The organism is Microbacterium sp. NPDC087592, from assembly GCF_044743585.1.
Taxonomy (GTDB): domain Bacteria; phylum Actinomycetota; class Actinomycetes; order Actinomycetales; family Microbacteriaceae; genus Microbacterium.
Map to the genome: position 1 here is coordinate 31022 of NZ_JBIUWT010000003.1, position 16900 is coordinate 47921.

Here is a 16900-nt window from a genome sequence, read left to right on the forward strand (position 1 = left end):
CGGCAGCGGTCAGAGCCGGCCGGCCGCCTTCAGTTCCAGGTAGCGGTCGGCGATGCGGGGCGGAAGCTCCTCCGGGTCGGCGGCGATCGCCTCCCCACCGGCTCTGCGGATCGCATCCGCGACGTTCTCGGCGTCACGAAGCGTGCGCTCCGCCGCGGCAGCGAGATAGACCTCTTCGCGAGAACCGCGTTCGCGCGCGAGCGCAGCGATGCCGTCATCGGTGACCGATCCGACGAGCACGGTGGTCGCACGAGACGCGTTCGGGAAGGCGCCCAGGAACCCGCGAGCGGATTCGGCGGCGTCCTGCGCGGTCAGCACGACGATCAGGGAAGGCCGGGTGGTGAGTGTGCGCACGGCGGCGAAGGCACCGTGCCAGTCCGTGTCCACCAGGCGCGCGTCCACGGGCGCCATGGCGTCGCTCATCGCCGGCAGGAGTGCCGCGCCGTCCACGCCGGTGACCCGGCCGCGCACCACGCGGTCGTACATCAGCAGATGCACGTGGTCACCCGCGCGAGAAGCGAGCGCAGCCAGCAGCAGCGCCGCTTCGAGAGCGGCATCGACGCGGGTGCCGTCGCCCACGCGCGCGGCCGCTGTGCGACCGGTGTCGATGATGATGACGACATGCCGGTCGCGCTCGGGGCGCCAGGTGCGCAGCATCGTGGTGCCGGCGCGGGCGGTCGCGCGCCAGTCGATCGAACGCACGTCGTCGCCGCGGACATACTCCCGCAACGAGTCGAACTCGGTGCCTTGGCCGCGGACCTGGATGCTCGTGTTGCCGTCCAGCTCGCGCAGTCGCGCCAGGCGCGAGGGCAGGTGCTTTCGCGAGGTGAAGGCGGGAAGCACCCGGATCGCGCCGCGGACCGGATGCCGTGCCTGCCGACCGGCGAGGCCGAGGGGCCCGCGGGAGCGGATCATCACGAACTCGCTCACCAGTTCGCCGCGTCGGCGGGGGGTGAGGGGGATGGCTACGCGGCCTCGCTCGCCCGGGGAGACCTGCAGCTGCTGTCTCTCCGCGGGCGCACCGGCCGTGGGCTGCCAGGCGTCACGGAGCACCGCGTGCAGCGCCCTGGTGCCGTGGTTGTGCACGGCGACACTCACCGGGACCTGTTCGCCGAGTCGGGCGCGCTTCGGAACCCGGCGGCTCACCGTCACCGATCGGGCGCTGGCGGCGAGGGCGATGTCGACGACGGCCAGCAGGATGCACAGGCCGATCCAGGCGCCCAGCACCGCGTACGCCGGGTAGCCCGCGAGCCCGGCGAGGACCAGCGGGACGACGCCGACGGCGAGAGCGACGGCGAGACGACCGGTGATGAACACCTAGATCGGAACCCTGGTCTGCTGCACCACCGAGGTGAGCACCGCGTCCGCGGAGACGCCCTCCATCTGCGCGTCGGGCCGCAGCTGGAGCCGGTGCCGCCATACGGGCACCAGCATCGTCTGCACATGATCGGGGGTCACCGCGGTGGAGGCGTTCAACCACGCCCAGGCCTTGGCCGCGGCGAGGAGGCCGGTCGACGCACGCGGGCTGGCACCGAGTTCCACGGAGGGGGACTGCCTCGTCGCTCGCGCCAGATCGACGACGTAGCCGAGCACGTCGTCGGTGACGTCCACCGAGGCGGCTGCCTGCTGCGCCGCGCGGATCTCGTCTGCAGAGACCACGGCCTCGACGCCGGTCAGCTCACGCGGGGAGAAGCCCTCGGCGTGCCGGCGGAGCACCGACACCTCGGCATCGCGTTCCGGCATGCCGACGACGAGCTTCATCAGGAAGCGATCCAACTGCGCTTCCGGCAGTGAGTACGTGCCCTCGTGTTCGATCGGGTTCTGCGTCGCGGCGACGAGGAAGGGGTCGGGCAGCGAGCGGCTGACGCCGTCGGCCGATACCTGGCGCTCTTCCATCGCCTCGAGGAGCGCGGCCTGCGTCTTCGGCGGCGTCCGGTTGATCTCGTCTGCGAGCAGGATGTTCGTGAAGACCGGGCCGGCACGGAAGTCGAACTCGCCCGTTCGTGCGTCGTACACGAGGGAACCCGTGACGTCGCCCGGCATCAGGTCCGGCGTGAACTGCACGCGTTTCGTGTCGAGCCCGAGTGCGCGGGCGAACGACCGGACCACCAGAGTCTTGGCGACGCCGGGCACTCCTTCCAGGAGCACATGGCCGCGTGCGAGCAGCGAGACGAGGAGGCCGGTGACGGTGCCGGCCTGGCCGATGACCGCCTTATCGACCTCGGTGCGCACCCGGTGCATGGCCTGACGAAGCGCGGCGTCGTCGGTGGAGTGGTTCTCAACGGTCACGTGGTTCCCTCGGCTTCTGTGGGATGGATGGTCGGTCGGCGGGTGCTGGTCTCCACGGCCGCCTCGAGCTCATCGAGACGCCGAGCGAGGTCGACCAGGGCGGCGTCGTCGGTGGGAAGAGGTCCCGCCAGCAGCGTCTGCAGTGTTCCCCGAGGGATCCGGAGCCGGTCGGACGCGGCGTCGGCGACCTCGTCTGCGCCGGCATGCACGGCCAGGCCCAGTCGGCGGGCGAGGCGCCGCTGCGCGCCGTCGCGAAGGGCCTCGGCCGCGTGTGCGGCGTCGGCGGCTCTGGCCGTGAGACGTGCACGACCGTGCATCGTCTCGGACGCGCGCACCGTCACCGGCAAGGTCTCGGCGACCAGGGGCCCGAAACGCTGACCGCGCCAGATCGACGCGGCGACCCCGGCGAGCAGCAGCAGGAGGATCGCCGGAGTGACCCAGGGCGGTGTGAGGCTCCCCAGCGTGTCGACCGACTTGCCCTCGATGTCAGAGTCACTGAAGCTCGGGGCATACCAGACGACCCGCTCGGTCTGCCCGAGCAGCGCGAGCGCCAGGGCGGCGTTGCCGTTCTCCGCCAGGTACGCGTTGCTGAAGAGCCTGGTGCCCTCGACGACGGCGACGCGGTCACCGCCGCGGTCGTCGATGAGCACGGCGGCGCCGTCGGCATCGCCGAAGCACCCCTCGACCTCCGCGGCGGGAGCGAAGAGTCGATCGGCCCGGATCGTGCCGACCTCGGCGAACTCCGGGACATCGCATCCTGCCGTCACGGCCGCGCGTGTGCCCGGGGCGTTCTCGCCGATGCGCAGTGCGCTCAGCAGGTGCGAGCTCGTCGAGAGGAAGACGACGCGATCCGCCGGTTCCATCAGCGTCTCCAGGGCACCATCGGTCAGCGTGTACGGGTTCGCCATCACCAGCGTGGTTCCCTCGTCGACGGCGGCACGTGCCTCCGCCCGTGATCGGTGGATGTCGACCTCGACCCCCTGGTCACGCAGGATCTCCGCGAGGGCGAGGGCGCCGGAGTCATCACGCCCTTCGGGATCGAGAGCTCCGTGTTCGCCCGGCGGTGCAGCACTGACGCGGATGGCGACAAAGACGACGAGCACGACGAGGACGACGAGGATCAGCCAGCCGACGATGGACTTCGTCCTGCGCGGTCGGCGCTCGGCCGTCGCCGGGACACCGCTCTGCTCGGTTGCGGTCATGCGGGCACCGCCTCGAGCCGACGGGTGCGGAGACGCTCGTCGGTTGCCGCGAGGTCCTGATAGATCTCTTCCGTCGCCGGGCGGCCGAGGTAGCGGACTTCGTCGAACGCCACGGCGGCGCGGCGCAGGGCCGGGGCCTCGTCGGCGAAGACGGCGCCGGCGTCGCGGGCTATCGACTGCGCGGTGGCACCGGGAGCGGGGTCGATCAGATCGCGTTCCAGCAGGCTGCGCGCGATCGCGCGGTAGCGGAGGATCGTCGCCGTGTTCCAGTCGCCGGCACGGGCACTGCGCTCGGAATCGGACCGGAGCTGCGCTGCGGTGCGGTCATCGGACTCGCCGAGGAGGTCGCCCCGTGCACGTCGCACGGCACGGGAGCTGCGCGGCCGACCCCAGATGACGAGGGCCGCGATGAGAGCCGCCACGATGACGACCGTCACGATGATGAGGGCGGACGGGCCGATGTTCGCCCCGTTGTCCGAGCTGAACAGATCGGCGAGGAAGCGGCCGATGTCCCGCGCGACCAGATCGAACCACGTGGGCTTCGCATCCGCATACCGCGGGTTGGCGAGCTCGTCTTCCGCCCATCGGCGTGCCTCATCCCCGTCGGGGATGAACAGGTCGTCGAACCGGGAGATCATGCCGTGTCGTCGCTGCCGGGAGCAGCCCAGCCTCCGTCAGCGGGGCCGGGCGCCGGGCGAGGCGTGACGTGCGTCGCAGGGGGCGGCGGCGGAGGGAATGCCCCGGGTGCATCCGCGACCGGCGCGGGTGCGGTCGTCGTCACGCCGTTCTGCTGCGGCGCGTGCTGCTGCTGCCCGTAAGACTGTCCGGGGTACGGCTGCGGCTGCGGTGCGTATGCCTGCGGTTGCTGCGGATACGACTGTCCCGGGTATGGCTGCGGGTAGGCGCCCTGTGCCATCAGCACGTGGTCCGGCACCTGCCGGGGCGGAGGCGCCGAGCTGACGGCTCGCGCGGGATCGACGATGAACGGGTCGCCCAGCTCCTCGTCCGCCCTCCCGAGATCACGGTGCTCGACATAAGCGATGAGCGTCTGGTCCAGCCCCTCGTACCGCATCCGGCAGTCGAGGTAGACGAGCGCCGAACCGGTGCTCTGCACGACGAGGGTGATCGCCTGGATGACGAGGAGCAGGATCTGGGGTGCGAGGAAGGCGAGGACGAAACCGACGATGGCGCTCGGATCTTCGGCGCCCGTCGGCGCGATGACCGACCCGAGAAGGCTGCTCAGCAGCGTGGCCGGGATGCTCACCACCTGCGCCGCGACGCCCATGATGGCGCTGATGAGGAAGGTGACCCCGAAGGCGACCCAGAAACGGCCCCGGGTGAGTCGCCAGGAGCGCACGAAGGCGTCGCGGAACCGTGCGCGCTCGAGGACGAGGATCGACGGCACCAGTAGCAGCTTCGTCGTCAGCCAGACGGACAGCGGAATCGCGGCGAGTCCGATGAGGACCACGACGAGGACGACGACCCCGATGAGCTCGACGCTTCCCCCCGCACCACCGGCCACGAACGCGGCGATGATGGTCACGACGATCGCGAGGACACCGAACAGTGCGATCACCGAAAGCGACGCGAAACCGGCGAGACGCCAGAAAGCCGGCGCCATCCGGCGCCAGAGCATCCGCAGCGTCGCTTTGACCCCGACGGCGGCGTAGCCGATCTCGGCGGCGACCACGCCCTGCATCATGGCAGTGAAGGCGATCGAGGCCAGTCCGACGCCGAGGCCGGCGATGAGGTTGATGCCGATGGTCCCGGCCAGCACGGCCTCGAAGTCGGGCGAGGAGGGGGAGACGGTCTCCAGGCGGGAGAAGGTCGTGAACAGGACGACCCCCATCACGGACGCCGTGACGACGGTCGCGACGAGCTGGATCACGACGGCGAAGCCGAACAGCACCTTCGGGTTGTGTCGCAGCGCCGCGAAGGCCCTGCCCAGCAGCATCCCGAACGTCAGCGGATGAAGGGGGATGATCCCCTTCTTCGGCGCGGGCGTCCACATCTGGCCACTCAAAGGCACTCCCTCCATGGTGGCTCCATCGTGTCACACCGCACACGTGGTGCGCAGACCTGGGGTCGGCGGGACTCGGTGCCATAAGGTAACAGTTATGACCTCACGCATTCTCGTGGTCGACGATGACACAGCGCTCGCCGAGATGATCGGCATCGTGCTGCGCACCGAGGGATTCGAGCCGGTGTTCTGCGCAGACGGCGCGCGAGCCGTCGACGAGTGGCGCTCGCAGCGGCCCGATCTCGTGCTGCTCGACCTCATGCTGCCCGGGATGGACGGGATCGAGATCTGCACCCGCATACGCGCGGAATCAGGCGTGCCGATCATCATGCTCACGGCGCGCAGCGACACCGCGGACGTCGTCCGCGGACTCGAGGTGGGCGCCGACGACTACATGGTCAAGCCCTTCAACCCGAAGGAGCTCGTCGCCCGGATTCGCACCCGACTGCGTCCGACGCCGCAGACCACCAGCGAGCAACTGCGGGTGGGGGACCTCACTGTCGATGTCGACGCCCATGAGGTGCGTCGCGGCACGGCGCCGATCGCGCTCACACCGCTGGAGTTCCAGCTGCTGGTCGCACTCGCCTCCAAGCCGCAGCAGGTGTTCTCCCGCGAGATGCTCCTCGAGCAGGTGTGGGGGTACCACTACAAGGCCGACACCCGGCTGGTGAACGTGCACGTGCAGCGCCTCCGCGCGAAGGTCGAGCTCGACCCGGACAACCCGAAGATCGTGATGACGGTGCGTGGCGTCGGCTACCGTGCCGGGAGCGTCGGCTAGGAGCACGATGGCCGCGACGACAGCGACCACCACGACGGTCGCTGTCCTGCGCGACTGGCGCGGCTGGCCGACGATGCTCGGCACCCTGTGGCGACGCTCGCTGCGGTTCCGCACTCTATCCATCACACTGCTCGCGACCTCGCTGGCGATCTTCATCACCTGCGTGACGATGGCTCTCGTGATCCAGAACGACCTCTTCATCTCGCGCAAGACGGTCGCGCTCGAAGACGCACGCCGCGCGGTCGACCAGGCCCAGCGCATCCTCGACGTGGCGGAGGTGGGAGATGATCCCGCTGCGCTCTCGAGCCTCTGGGCCGGTATCCAGGACACGCTGGCCCGTACGTCGAGTACCGATCAGCTCGCGGGCTACAAGATCGACACCGGCGCGGACACCGCGCGGCTGAACGGCTTCGAGGCGGGGTTGAACGAGAGCCTGTTGAGCCCGAACCTCCGCGCCCGGGTGGTCAAGCTCGACGATCGCCAGGCGTGGCAGTCGGTGGCGCTCCCGGTGGAGGACGGCGCGGCGGTCCCCGGCATCGTCGTGGGGCAGCAGCTGCAGGTGCCCGAGGCCGGACCCTTCGAGATCTACTTCGCCTACGACCTCGGCGATGCCGATCAGACCCTCGTGTTCGTGCAGCGCACACTGTGGATCGCCGGGATCGGGCTGGTGGCCATCGTCGCCGCGATCTCGTGGATCGTGCTGCGGGCGGTGGCCTCCCCGATCGTGCAGGCCGCGGAGACGAGCGCACGTCTCGCTGCGGGCGAGCTCGGAGTGCGCATCGACGTGCACGGCGAGGACGAACTCGCCGTGCTCGGTCGGTCCTTCAACGCGATGGCCGACAGCATCGAGGCGCAGATCAAGGAGCTCGGCGAGCTGTCGATGGTGCAGCAGCGCTTCGTCTCCGATGTCTCGCACGAGCTCCGCACTCCGCTCACCACGATCCGGCTCGCCGCCGACATGCTCAACGACCAGCGCGAGGAGTTCGATCCCACCACCGCACGCACCGCTGAACTGCTGCACACGCAGGTGCAGCGGTTCGAGACACTGCTCTCCGACCTGCTGGAGATCAGTCGGTACGATGCGGGGTCGGTGCAGCTCGAGTTGGAGGCGACGAGCCTCGCGCATCTGGCGGAGGACATCATCGATCAGATGCGACCGCTCGCGGAGGGACACGGCACGGAGCTGAGGCTGGTCGCCCCCGGCGGGTATTCGCCGGTCGACATGGACCCGCGGCGCGTGCGGCGAGTGCTGCGCAACCTGATCGGCAACGCCATCGAGCACGGTGAGGGGCGCCCGGTCGTCATCACGATCGACAGCAACCAGCATGCGGTGGCAGCGGGCGTGCGGGACTTCGGGATGGGAATGGAGCCGGACGACGCGGAACGGGTGTTCGACCGATTCTGGCGCGCTGATCCCTCTCGTCAGCGGACGATCGGAGGGACCGGGCTGGGACTGTCCATCGCGCTCGGCGACGCCACGCTGCACGGCGGTACGCTCGCCGTCTGGTCGGAGCTGGGCGTCGGCACGAACTTCGTCCTCACCATCCCTCGTCACGACGGTGTGCTGGACGGCCCGAGCCCCGTCCCGATCGAACCGCAGGAGCCCCTCGCCGAACTCGGGGATGCGACCCAGCCGATCTCCCTGGCCGAGCCTCCTCCCGAGCTCTTCGACGAGAGTGACAGATCATGAATCGGACGAGGTGGACGAGGACGCTGCGCGGCGGCGCGGTGGCCCTCGTGGCGCTCCTGCTCTCGGCCTGTGCCGGGCTTCCGACCAGCGGTGGGGTCTCGGTGGGGCTCGAGCTCGGCGAGTCCACGCAGGATGTCGACTTCCTCCCCGTGGCCTCCGGGCCGATCAAGGGCGCCGGTCCCGAGGAGATCGTCGAGGGATTCCTCGAAGCGGGGATCACGACGTCCGACAACTGGGCGACGGCGCGGGAGTTCCTCGCTCCCGACCTGCAGCGCACGTGGCGGCCGGCGGCGGGGGTGTCGATCGACACCGGAACGGACACGCGGACCATCACCTCGACCGTTCCTCCCGCGGACGTCGAGAATGCAGACTCGGCCGACGTCCAGGTCCTGCTCGATCTGGTCGCCAGCGTCGACGATGCCAACACCTATTCGGAAGCGCTCGGAGCCTCCACCATGCCGTTCACGCTGCAGCGCATGGAGGACGGCGAATGGCGCATCACGGAAGCGCTCGACGGGATCGTGATCGATGAGCCGCGGTTCGAGAACGTCTTCGAGGGGTATCCGCTCCAGTACTTCGACCTCAGCTGGTCGCGACTGGTACCCGACATGCGGTGGTTCCCGCGGCGGCAGAGTCCGGCGACGACGGTGACGCAAGCCCTGATCGGCGGTGCTCCCAGCGATTGGCTCGACCCGGCCGTGCAGAACGCCTTCCCTGCCGACGTGCAGCTTGCCCAGGATGCCGTCCTCATCACCGGGCAGGTGGCCGACGTCGCCCTCACCCGTCCGGCGACCGCGCTCGACGAGACCACGCTCTCTCGCATGCGCACGCAGTTGCAGGCCACTCTCCGGGCCGCGGGGGTCGCCGTCACCCGCGTGCAGTTCACCGTGGACGGCCGTAGCGTCGACGCCGGGGTCGTCGACGTCGTGGAGCCGTCGGCGGAGATCGGCACGCTCGTGCTGCAGAACGGCGCGTTCGGTCGCATCGTGGGGGACGAGATCTCCCCGATCGCCGGGATCAGTACCGAGATCGCTGCGATGCCGCAGCCCATCGCATCGATCGATGTGGCACTCGACGACTCCATCGCGGCCGTCCAGCTCGGTGACGGGCGGGTGTACCGGGTGGGCGATGGAAGCCGCAACGAGTTCGATGCGCCACCGGGGCTCATCGAACCGTCCCTGGATCCATACGGTTACACCTGGACCGTTCCTGAAGGAGACCCGGCGGCCCTGCAGGCCTGGGGGAGCGATATCGCCGCGCACGCGATCGGGAATGCGTGGCCGACGGCGTCAGCGATCTCGGACCTGCGCGTCGCCGGAGACGGCAGCCGCGTGGCAGCGGTGGTCACCGTCGGCAAGCAGCGCTGGGTCGTCGTGGCCGCCGTCGTCCGCGACTCGGCGGGACTCCCGGTGGAACTCGGAGATGCCAAGCAGCTGGTGCAGATCGACGAGCCGGCGACCGGTCTGGTGTGGCTGGGGCCGGATCGGCTGGGTGTGCTGGTGGATCCGGTCAGCCCCCGGCTCATCACCCAGACGGTGGGCGGACCCGGCACGTCGGAGGCCGCTCCGGGCGACGCCGTCTCGGCCGCAGGTGCGCGGACCACTGCCGGCGTTCGCATCCTCGGCGCCGGCGGGCAGCTGTTCGCTCATGCGGGGTCGGCGTGGCGCGAGGTGGCGTCCGACGTCTCGGTGCTCGCCACGCGCGTCGGAGAGTGACTCTTCCTGCACGCCAGGGGACTGGTCGCGGTTCTCGGCGGCAGCGGCTTCTTCGTCTGCGTGGTCGAGGGCGCGGCCCCAGAATCGTCGGATGCGGACATCTTCTCGTCTCCTCGGTGTCGGAACGGAGTTGGCGGCGTTCCTGCTGGCGGCGACGTGCGCAGGCTGTGACCAGCCGGGAACGCTGCTGTGTCCGCGGTGCCGGTGCGACCTGACACCGCGCCCGCGATCCTCGCTGACGCCGGGAGGTCTGCCTGTGCACGCCGCGCTCGAGTTCGAAGGGGTCGCGGCACGCTGCATCCGCCGGCTCAAGGGTGAGGGTGAGACGTATCTCGCGCGGCCGCTGGCCACGGCGCTCGCGACGGTGCTCTCCCCATTCGTGACGCCGATGACCTGGATCGTGCCGGTCCCCACCGCGCGAAGAGCGTTCCGCCGCCGTGGCTATCGCGTGCCCGAGCTGCTGATCCGTCGTGCACACGCACAGCCGCAGCCGCTGCTCGCGGTCGTGGCGGCAGCCGCCGACCAGCGTGGCCTGGGTGCGCGTGAGCGCGAGGAGAACGTTCGCGGCACGATGCGTGCGCGGGGACGGGGAGGGGGCGCCGAGGTCGTGCTCGTCGACGACGTCGTCACCACCGGTGCCACGCTTGACGAGGCAGCCAGGGCGCTCCGAGCAGCCGACTATCGCACCGTGGTGGCGGTCGCGCTCGCCGCCACGCCGCATCGATCGGGATTCTGAGGAACCTCATCGAGAACGCACCGGCGACACAGGGTCGCAACCCCGTGACATCCGTCGACGGTCGGACTACGGTGGGGTGACACAAGGCGACCACGGTCCGCCCTTGGCCGGGAGGACCGGGACAAGGAGGCAGCAATGGAAACAAGCATCGTTGGCGTCGGAGTGGGTATCACCGATCGCTTCCGAACCGTTGTCGAAGAGAAGATCGCCAAGGTCCAGATGTTTGCGTCACGGGCGCAACGGTTGGACGTCAAAGTCACCCACCGCGTGTATCGCAACGGCCGCATCCCGGACGAGACCGTCGAGCTGACGCTGGTGGGCAAGGGACCGGTCGTCCGCGCGGAGGCGACGGACGGCGACAAGTTCGTGGCTCTCGACCTCGCCATCGACAAGATGTCCGAGCAGCTTCGTCGTGCGAAGGAGAAGCGTGTCGATGGCCGACAGCACCCGCGCGGCGCCCACTTCGAGAAGGGCAGCGGATCGCTGGAAGGCATCGACGTCCAGCCGGCATCCGCGGATGTTCTTCATGCCGTCGCGACGGGCAACGTGCCGGTGCAGCAGCCGGAAGACGAGACCTACTCGCCCGTCGTCATCCGCACGAAGAGTTTCGACGCCGAGTGGATGACTGTGGAAGAGGCGGTCGATCGGATGGAACTGGTCGGACACGACTTCTTCCTCTTCGTCGATGTCCGCACCGACCACCCGAGCGTCGTGTACCGACGCAAGGGCTGGGACTACGGCGTGATCGCACTGAGCACGCAGGCGCCGCCGTCTGAGGCGCTCGCTTCCTGACGGAGTCGCAGAACGGCCCGGTCCCTCGCGGGACCGGGCCGTTCTGCGTCTGAGGACGCAGGTGCGGGTCGTCAGTCGAAGATGCCGTCCAGGAGGCTGCCGATCACGAGTCCGCCGAGGATGCCGGAAGCGAGGTCGCCGCCGCCACCACCGCGCCGCGGGCCGCCGCCCCAGCCGCCACCGCCGCCCCAGTCCTGATCGCGCGGACGCGAGGAATCGATGTCGCGCTGGGCGAGTTGGAGAGCCTCGGAAGCGAGGTGCGCGACCCGACGGGCCTGCACCAGGGCGGCTTCGCGCGTGTCCTCCGCTGGCAGGAGATCGGAGACATCGACGCGGAGTCGCTCGGCCTCGGCCAGGCGCGTGCGGGCGTCGGCACCGATCCAGCCGCGGTGGCCGGCGATGAGGCCGCGCGCGACGCCGAGCTGACGGTCGGCGTCGTCGATCGCATGCTGCACCTGGGCGAGGCTGGGGAGTGGATTCTCGGCGCGGTGCCGGGCCTTGGCGATCGCCTCGTCCAGCGCGGAGTTGGCGTCGCGCAACTGGGACAGCTCGGCGAACGGGTCATTGGGCTGACCGGCCGGTGTGAGAGCGGCGAGGGCGGCTTGGAGCGCAGCCACCGCTTCGGTGACGGCCGGCACCGACGGGGCGTTGCGTGCCGCGATGAGGTCGCCGCGCGAGTCGGCGACGACTTCGGCGAGGGTGGATTCTGCTCGGAGTGCCTCGATCTCGAAGTCCTCGACCGCATCCAGAAGCGCGGATGCGCGCCGGGTGGCCTCGGTCGCTGTCTCGAGGGCGACATTCGCCTCTTCGTTCTGTTTGGCTGCGCGACGGCGTTCGGAGATGTCGGCGCTGTGGGTGGCGAAGCGGATGAGCTGCTCGGCCTCGGCGGCGCTGGCGGTGATCTGGTGCATCGCGGAATCGGCGTAGCGAGCCGAGAGGCGTGCGACGGCCTCGTTGGTCTGGGGTATGCGGGTGCTGAGCGCGGCGGCATCCGCCCGCACCTGCGCGATGATCTCGGGTGCTCGGCGAACCTTGGCGACGGATTCGGCGAGGACGGAGGTCTTCTCGTCGAGAAGGTCCTGAGCCCAGTCGCAGAGCTGCAGGATGCGCGCATTCCGCGTGCGCAGCTCCTCGGCCGTGTCGGGGATCTCGTCATGGTTCAGCTGGTGGAGCTGGAATGCCTCGCGCAGATGGGTGCGCACCGCGGTGAGAGCCGTGCGCAGGTCGGCGGTCAGCGATTCACCCAGCTCGGCCTCGGCGAAGGAGAGCTCGTCCGACGTCGTGCGAATCCGCTCGTCTGCGCCGACCAGCGCCTGCTCGGCGCGACGTGCGAGATCGGCGTCCTGCGCGGCGAGTTCTTCCTGTTCGCGTTTGCGTCTGCCCCAAATTCCAGCCATAGGTCGATCCTAGTTTCTCGCGTACCGGCGGTGGCTGAGCATCCGCTCCGGGCAGGCGCTGTTCGCTCAGGGCACGTCAGGCGATCGCCGTACGTCGCGTGAGCTCTGCGCGCCGTGGGGGGATGAGCCAGCTGACCGCGGCGATTGCGAGAGGCAGGGCGACCGCAAGCAGGGCGAGCACACCCCAGGGGATGTCGGGGATCAGAAGAACGCCTCGCGACTGGATCGCGAACCCGATCGGGGGGAGCACCCCGGCCACCGCACCCGCGAGAGTGCCGAACCCGGCGATGATGAGTCCCTGCCAGAGGCCGACCCGGCGACGGAGCCCGTTCGTGCCGCCGATCGCGGAGAGCGTGGCGTCGTCGGGGCGGCGCTCGAACCGCGCCAGGCTCAGAGCCACCCCGCTCGCGCCGAGGACGAGGACACCCACGGCGCTCAGGATCGGCACGATCCACAGCGAGTCGTCGGGCGGGCCGTTCTCGAAGTACGGGGAGAGGATCCAGTCGGCTGTGCCCAGCGCATCGGCGTTCTCCTGCACGCGGTCGCGCACCTCCACCGGCACGGGGGCGTCGAATGCGGCGATCACCAGGGTGGGACGCGTCGCCATGTCGAACTCCGCCGCTGTCTCGGGGGAGATGGCCACGGCGACGGCCTGGTGGGGGAGTTCGAGTGCGATGGCGTCGACCTTCCGCGCCCAGAGCGGCTCGCTGCGTGGCGGTGCGTCTCCCCAAGCGGTCCAGATGTTGTCGGGTGCCTTCCCGTCGTAGACATCCCGGGCGCTCCAGGCGCCGACGTCGATCGTGCCGTCGGTGACGTACTGCGGGTCGGTGACGATCGCGGCGCCGTCTCGGTAGGCGGCGCGCTGTGCGGAACTCACCGTGACGCCGAGGGCCTCATCGAGCTCGTCCACCGAGAGCACCGCGATCGGGTTCGGTCGGTTCTGTCCGTTCGCCGTGAACGAGTTCTCGACCTCCGGGTCGAAAAGATGACGGTCCGGCATCACGGCGATGACCCTCGTCTCGTCCGCGGGGATGTCGAGGGAGTTCGCGTAGCCCCACACCTCGGGCTGGCGGGCGATCACGGCCGTGCCAGACGCCCCCACGCTGTCCGCGAGCGCGATTCCCGCGTCGGTCGCCTCGGAAGCGACGGAGGAGTCGACGGTCGACTCCTCTCCGGTCGGCTGGATCGCGATGGCGAGGGTGCCGACCGGAGCCTGGTAGGCCCAATCCCGCGCGGTCCACGCGTTCTGCATGGAGGTCTGGCTCATGGCGAAGACCGCGACGAAGACGGTCGCGGCGATCGCAGCGAAAGCGGGAACCGTGCGTGAGGAGTTCGCCGCGGCGTCGCGGGCGGCGATGCGAGCGGCGACGCTGACGGGCGAGAGCGCTTTGGCGGTGATCCACAGCAGCCAGCGACCGGAGAGCAGGATGCCGATCTGCACGAGGATCGGCCCGATGACGATGCCGAACGGAGGAATAGCCCGCAGCGGCGAGTCCCACGGCAGATCCGTGACCTCGATGGCGAGGATCGCGAACGCGCTGCCGATCGTGAGCGCGACGCCGAGGATCAGCAGGATCGATCCCCAGATCGGTCGCGACGCACGGGGTCTCTGCGGACGACGCGCGCCGCGCAGCGCACTGAGGGTGTCGGTGCGGGCGACCGTGCGTGCGGGAAGCACTGCGGATGCGGTTCCCACCAGCACCGAGAAGGTCAGGATCCCCGCCAGGATCAGCCACGGCACGTGGAAGCCCCAGAACTGGGTGGCCGATCCGTCGGCGAGGAGTGCCATCGTCACCGCGGCCGCCCCGACGCCGAGGGCGAGACCGAGAATGCCGGAGATGAGGCCCAGGGCCGTGCCCTGGAGCAGGATGACCCGGCGGAGGTCGGCCGGCGCGGCTCCCACGCTCGCGGCGACGGCGAGAGACCGCTGCTGGCGGCGTGCGGCGACCGCGAAGGCGGCGCCCGCCAGCATCACGACGACGTACGCGGCGAAGAGCCCGCCGGCGATGAGTACGATGAGCACCGTCCACAGGGCGCCGTCGTCTGCTCCGGACCACCCGCCCCTCGTCTTGTCCGAGAGGACCGGCGGCTCCTGGATCACCGACCGCGAGTAGGCGACCACACCGTCTTCGTTCAGCTTCTCGACCTCCGGCCAGTTGAGCGACAGGTCGGGGAGATACCAGCGGGCGTCGCCCGAGAGTCCGGCGCTCGCCGGCAGGAAGAGCGCGGAGGTCGCATCGGAGAGGACCGCCGAGTCCAGGGTTCCGACGACGGTGTAGCTGCGGTCGCCGTCGGTGACGACGACCTCGTCACCGATCGCGATCCCGAGCCGCTCGAGTGCGGCCGGGGTCGCCATGATCTCGCGGCCGGACCGCGGGGTCGCCCCGTCGAGAATCTCGTACCGTCCCTCGAAGCGCTCATCCCAGACCTCGCCTCCCCACGCGGGCATCCCGGTGACGCCGTCGGGAGTCTGCACACGCACGGTGGACTCGACGACCCGGATCGCCTCGGTGCCGGACGGCAGCGCAGCGGTCGGATCGGCGATCGGCGTCCCCTCGGGGGTATTGCCGGAGTTGTCGGGATATCCCGTCCACGTGGGGTCGATGGGGGACTGCCAGAATCCGCTGTCCGGTATACCGCCCACCGAGACCCATGCCTCCATCTGTCCCAGTTCCGCGGTCACGCGTTCCTGCGGGGTGCCGATCATGCTCGCCCCTATGACCGCGTAGGCGGTCATGGCTGCGATCGGGAGCAGGACGAGCGTGCCGATGAGGGCGCTCGACAGCAGGGTGCGTCGCAGCTGCCGGTGCGCAAGCCGGGCGGCGACGCGCCAGCGGGCGCGTCTTCCCGGCCGTCGGACGGACGAGGAGGGACGGTCGGACGTCCTCGTCTCCGGTCGGTCGACGGTCGCGGTCATCGGCCCGTCCCGCTCAGCAGCACCTCGGCGTCGTCGCGCCGGGTCTCGTCGACGATCCTCCCGTCCCGGAGAAACACGATCCGGTCGGCGAATGCCGCATGGCGCGCCTCGTGCGTGACGAGGATGCCCGCCGCACCCGCATCCACTCGTCCGCGGAGCATCCGGAGCACCAGTTCGCCGGTGACGGAATCCAATGCGCCCGTCGGCTCGTCGGCGAGGATGAGTCGTCGTCCGCCGACCACGGCGCGAGCGATCGCGACGCGCTGCTGCTGACCTCCGGAGAGATCGTCCGGATAGGAGTCGAGCTTGTCCGCCAGGCCGACGGACTGCAGGGCGTCCTTCCCCGCGCGGCGGGCGACCCGGGTGCGGAAGCCGTCGAGTTCCAGCGGGAGTGTCACGTTCTCGATGGCGGTGAGCGTGGGGATCAGATTGAAGTCCTGGAAGACGAAACCGAGGGAACGTCGACGCAGGCGGGCGACCTCCGCGGCGCTCTGTTCGCTGAGGAACGCGCCCTCGATGACGACTTCACCGGTGGTGGGTCGAGCGAGACCGCCGGCTATGGCGAGCAGAGTCGACTTGCCGGAGCCGGAGGCACCCATGACGGCGACGAGCTCCCCGCGGCGAACCTCCAGATCGACACCCGAGAGTGCCGACACCGCCGTCGCGCCGTTCCCGTACTGCTGCGTCACGCCGACCAGTCGCAGGACCGTCTCGGCGCTCACAGTGAGGGAGCCGCATCCGCGAAGGGAGCACCAGCTTTCGCGGGCCGCCCGCGCTTGGGGCGCTCGGTCGCGAGTTCGAGCGCCATCGCCTGTCGCGGGTGCAGCGCGAGACGCTGTTCCGTGTGGTCGAGCCAGCGCACCTCGGCCTCCGCGGCGAAGATCATCGAATCGACGACCAGCGCCCAGGAGAGCTCCTCCGGGCCGTCCGCGTCACCGCCGGCGTACTTCGCCCGCTGCAGGGACTGCAGTTGTCGCAGCGACGCCGTGCGCTGCGACTGGATGACCGCTGCGACGTCGACTCCGGGCAGCGTCGCGGCCACGGCGAGCTTGATCGCGAGCTCGTCCCGCGTCGCCTGCGTCCGCACCACGGGGGAGGAGAGCCACTGCGCGACCTCGGCGGAGCCGGCATCCGTGATCTGCCAGTACACATGACCCTGCTCGTCGGCATCCCCGCGCTCGACGAGGCCGTCACGCTCGAGACGCTCGAGCGTGTTGTAGATCTGTCCGACGTTCAGCGGCCAGGTGGAACCGGTGCGACGGTCGAATTCGTGCCGCAGCTGATAGCCGTAGCAGGGGCCCTGATCGAGGATCGCGAGCAGGCTCTGACGTACCGACATGGTGGGCTCCCTGGTTGTCGAGATG

General features: G+C 70.0%; 14 protein-coding genes. 5 read left to right on the forward strand and 9 right to left on the reverse strand.

Annotation, left to right across the window (positions count from 1 at the left end; translation table 11 throughout):
• Nucleotides 1-9: 9 nt before the first annotated feature.
• From ACIOTO_RS16490 to ACIOTO_RS16510, 5 genes are read right to left on the reverse strand one after another with little or no spacing between them, the layout of a single operon-like run.
• The gene (locus ACIOTO_RS16490; protein ID WP_400858625.1) at nucleotides 10-1317 is read right to left on the reverse strand and encodes a DUF58 domain-containing protein; all 1308 of its coding nucleotides are present in this window, start codon (nucleotides 1315-1317) and stop codon (nucleotides 10-12) included.
• Nucleotides 1318-2241, reverse strand: a complete 924-nt coding sequence (locus ACIOTO_RS16495) for a MoxR family ATPase (protein ID WP_231481667.1) — start codon at nucleotides 2239-2241, stop codon at nucleotides 1318-1320.
• A gap of 44 nt (nucleotides 2242-2285) precedes the next feature.
• Nucleotides 2286-3491 carry a DUF4350 domain-containing protein gene (locus ACIOTO_RS16500; protein WP_400858626.1) on the reverse strand — a complete coding sequence of 402 codons (1206 nt, stop codon included), beginning with the start codon at nucleotides 3489-3491 and terminating at the stop codon, nucleotides 2286-2288.
• The gene (locus tag ACIOTO_RS16505; RefSeq protein WP_400858627.1) at nucleotides 3488-4129 is read right to left on the reverse strand and encodes a DUF4129 domain-containing protein; all 642 of its coding nucleotides are present in this window, start codon (nucleotides 4127-4129) and stop codon (nucleotides 3488-3490) included. Before ACIOTO_RS16505 ends, ACIOTO_RS16500 begins: the two co-directional genes overlap by 4 nt.
• On the reverse strand, nucleotides 4126-5514 hold the full coding sequence (locus ACIOTO_RS16510) for a hypothetical protein (protein WP_400858628.1): 1389 nt from the start codon (nucleotides 5512-5514) through the stop codon (nucleotides 4126-4128). The genes ACIOTO_RS16505 and ACIOTO_RS16510 overlap by 4 nt, the downstream gene beginning before the upstream one ends.
• Before the next feature lie 94 nt (nucleotides 5515-5608).
• Between ACIOTO_RS16510 and mtrA the strand changes: the two genes are divergently transcribed.
• The 5 genes from mtrA (at nucleotide 5609) to hpf (ending at nucleotide 11222) form a co-directional block, all read left to right on the forward strand.
• Complete coding sequence (gene mtrA / locus ACIOTO_RS16515) at nucleotides 5609-6289, forward strand: MtrAB system response regulator MtrA (RefSeq protein WP_029261966.1); 681 nt, start codon at nucleotides 5609-5611, stop codon at nucleotides 6287-6289.
• 7 nt (nucleotides 6290-6296) lie between these two features.
• Nucleotides 6297-7979, forward strand: coding sequence for an MtrAB system histidine kinase MtrB (mtrB, locus tag ACIOTO_RS16520; RefSeq protein ID WP_400858629.1), 1683 nt, complete (start codon nucleotides 6297-6299; stop codon nucleotides 7977-7979).
• On the forward strand, nucleotides 7976-9694 hold the full coding sequence (locus tag ACIOTO_RS16525) for a GerMN domain-containing protein (protein WP_400858630.1): 1719 nt from the start codon (nucleotides 7976-7978) through the stop codon (nucleotides 9692-9694). Before mtrB ends, ACIOTO_RS16525 begins: the two co-directional genes overlap by 4 nt.
• 91 nt (nucleotides 9695-9785) lie before the next feature.
• On the forward strand, nucleotides 9786-10430 hold the full coding sequence (locus ACIOTO_RS16530; protein WP_400858631.1) for a ComF family protein: 645 nt from the start codon (nucleotides 9786-9788) through the stop codon (nucleotides 10428-10430).
• 135 nt (nucleotides 10431-10565) lie between these two features.
• Nucleotides 10566-11222 (forward strand): ribosome hibernation-promoting factor, HPF/YfiA family, encoded by a 657-nt coding sequence (gene hpf / locus ACIOTO_RS16535; RefSeq protein WP_029261962.1) that lies wholly within the window; start codon nucleotides 10566-10568, stop codon nucleotides 11220-11222.
• Between the two features lie 71 nt (nucleotides 11223-11293).
• Here hpf and ACIOTO_RS16540 read toward each other — a convergent pair whose 3' ends face one another.
• The 4 genes from ACIOTO_RS16540 to ACIOTO_RS16555 all read right to left on the reverse strand — a co-directional run bounded on the left by ACIOTO_RS16540 (nucleotide 11294) and on the right by ACIOTO_RS16555 (nucleotide 16875).
• Nucleotides 11294-12619: a hypothetical protein gene (locus ACIOTO_RS16540; RefSeq protein WP_400858632.1), complete on the reverse strand. Its 1326-nt coding sequence runs from the start codon at nucleotides 12617-12619 to the stop codon at nucleotides 11294-11296.
• A 76-nt stretch (nucleotides 12620-12695) separates the two neighbouring features.
• Nucleotides 12696-15536, reverse strand: a complete 2841-nt coding sequence (locus ACIOTO_RS16545) for an FtsX-like permease family protein (RefSeq protein WP_400858633.1) — start codon at nucleotides 15534-15536, stop codon at nucleotides 12696-12698.
• On the reverse strand, nucleotides 15533-16258 hold the full coding sequence (locus ACIOTO_RS16550; protein WP_029261959.1) for an ABC transporter ATP-binding protein: 726 nt from the start codon (nucleotides 16256-16258) through the stop codon (nucleotides 15533-15535). Before ACIOTO_RS16550 ends, ACIOTO_RS16545 begins: the two co-directional genes overlap by 4 nt.
• Complete coding sequence (locus ACIOTO_RS16555; RefSeq protein ID WP_029261958.1) at nucleotides 16255-16875, reverse strand: PadR family transcriptional regulator; 621 nt, start codon at nucleotides 16873-16875, stop codon at nucleotides 16255-16257. Before ACIOTO_RS16555 ends, ACIOTO_RS16550 begins: the two co-directional genes overlap by 4 nt.
• Nucleotides 16876-16900: the final 25 nt, after the last annotated feature.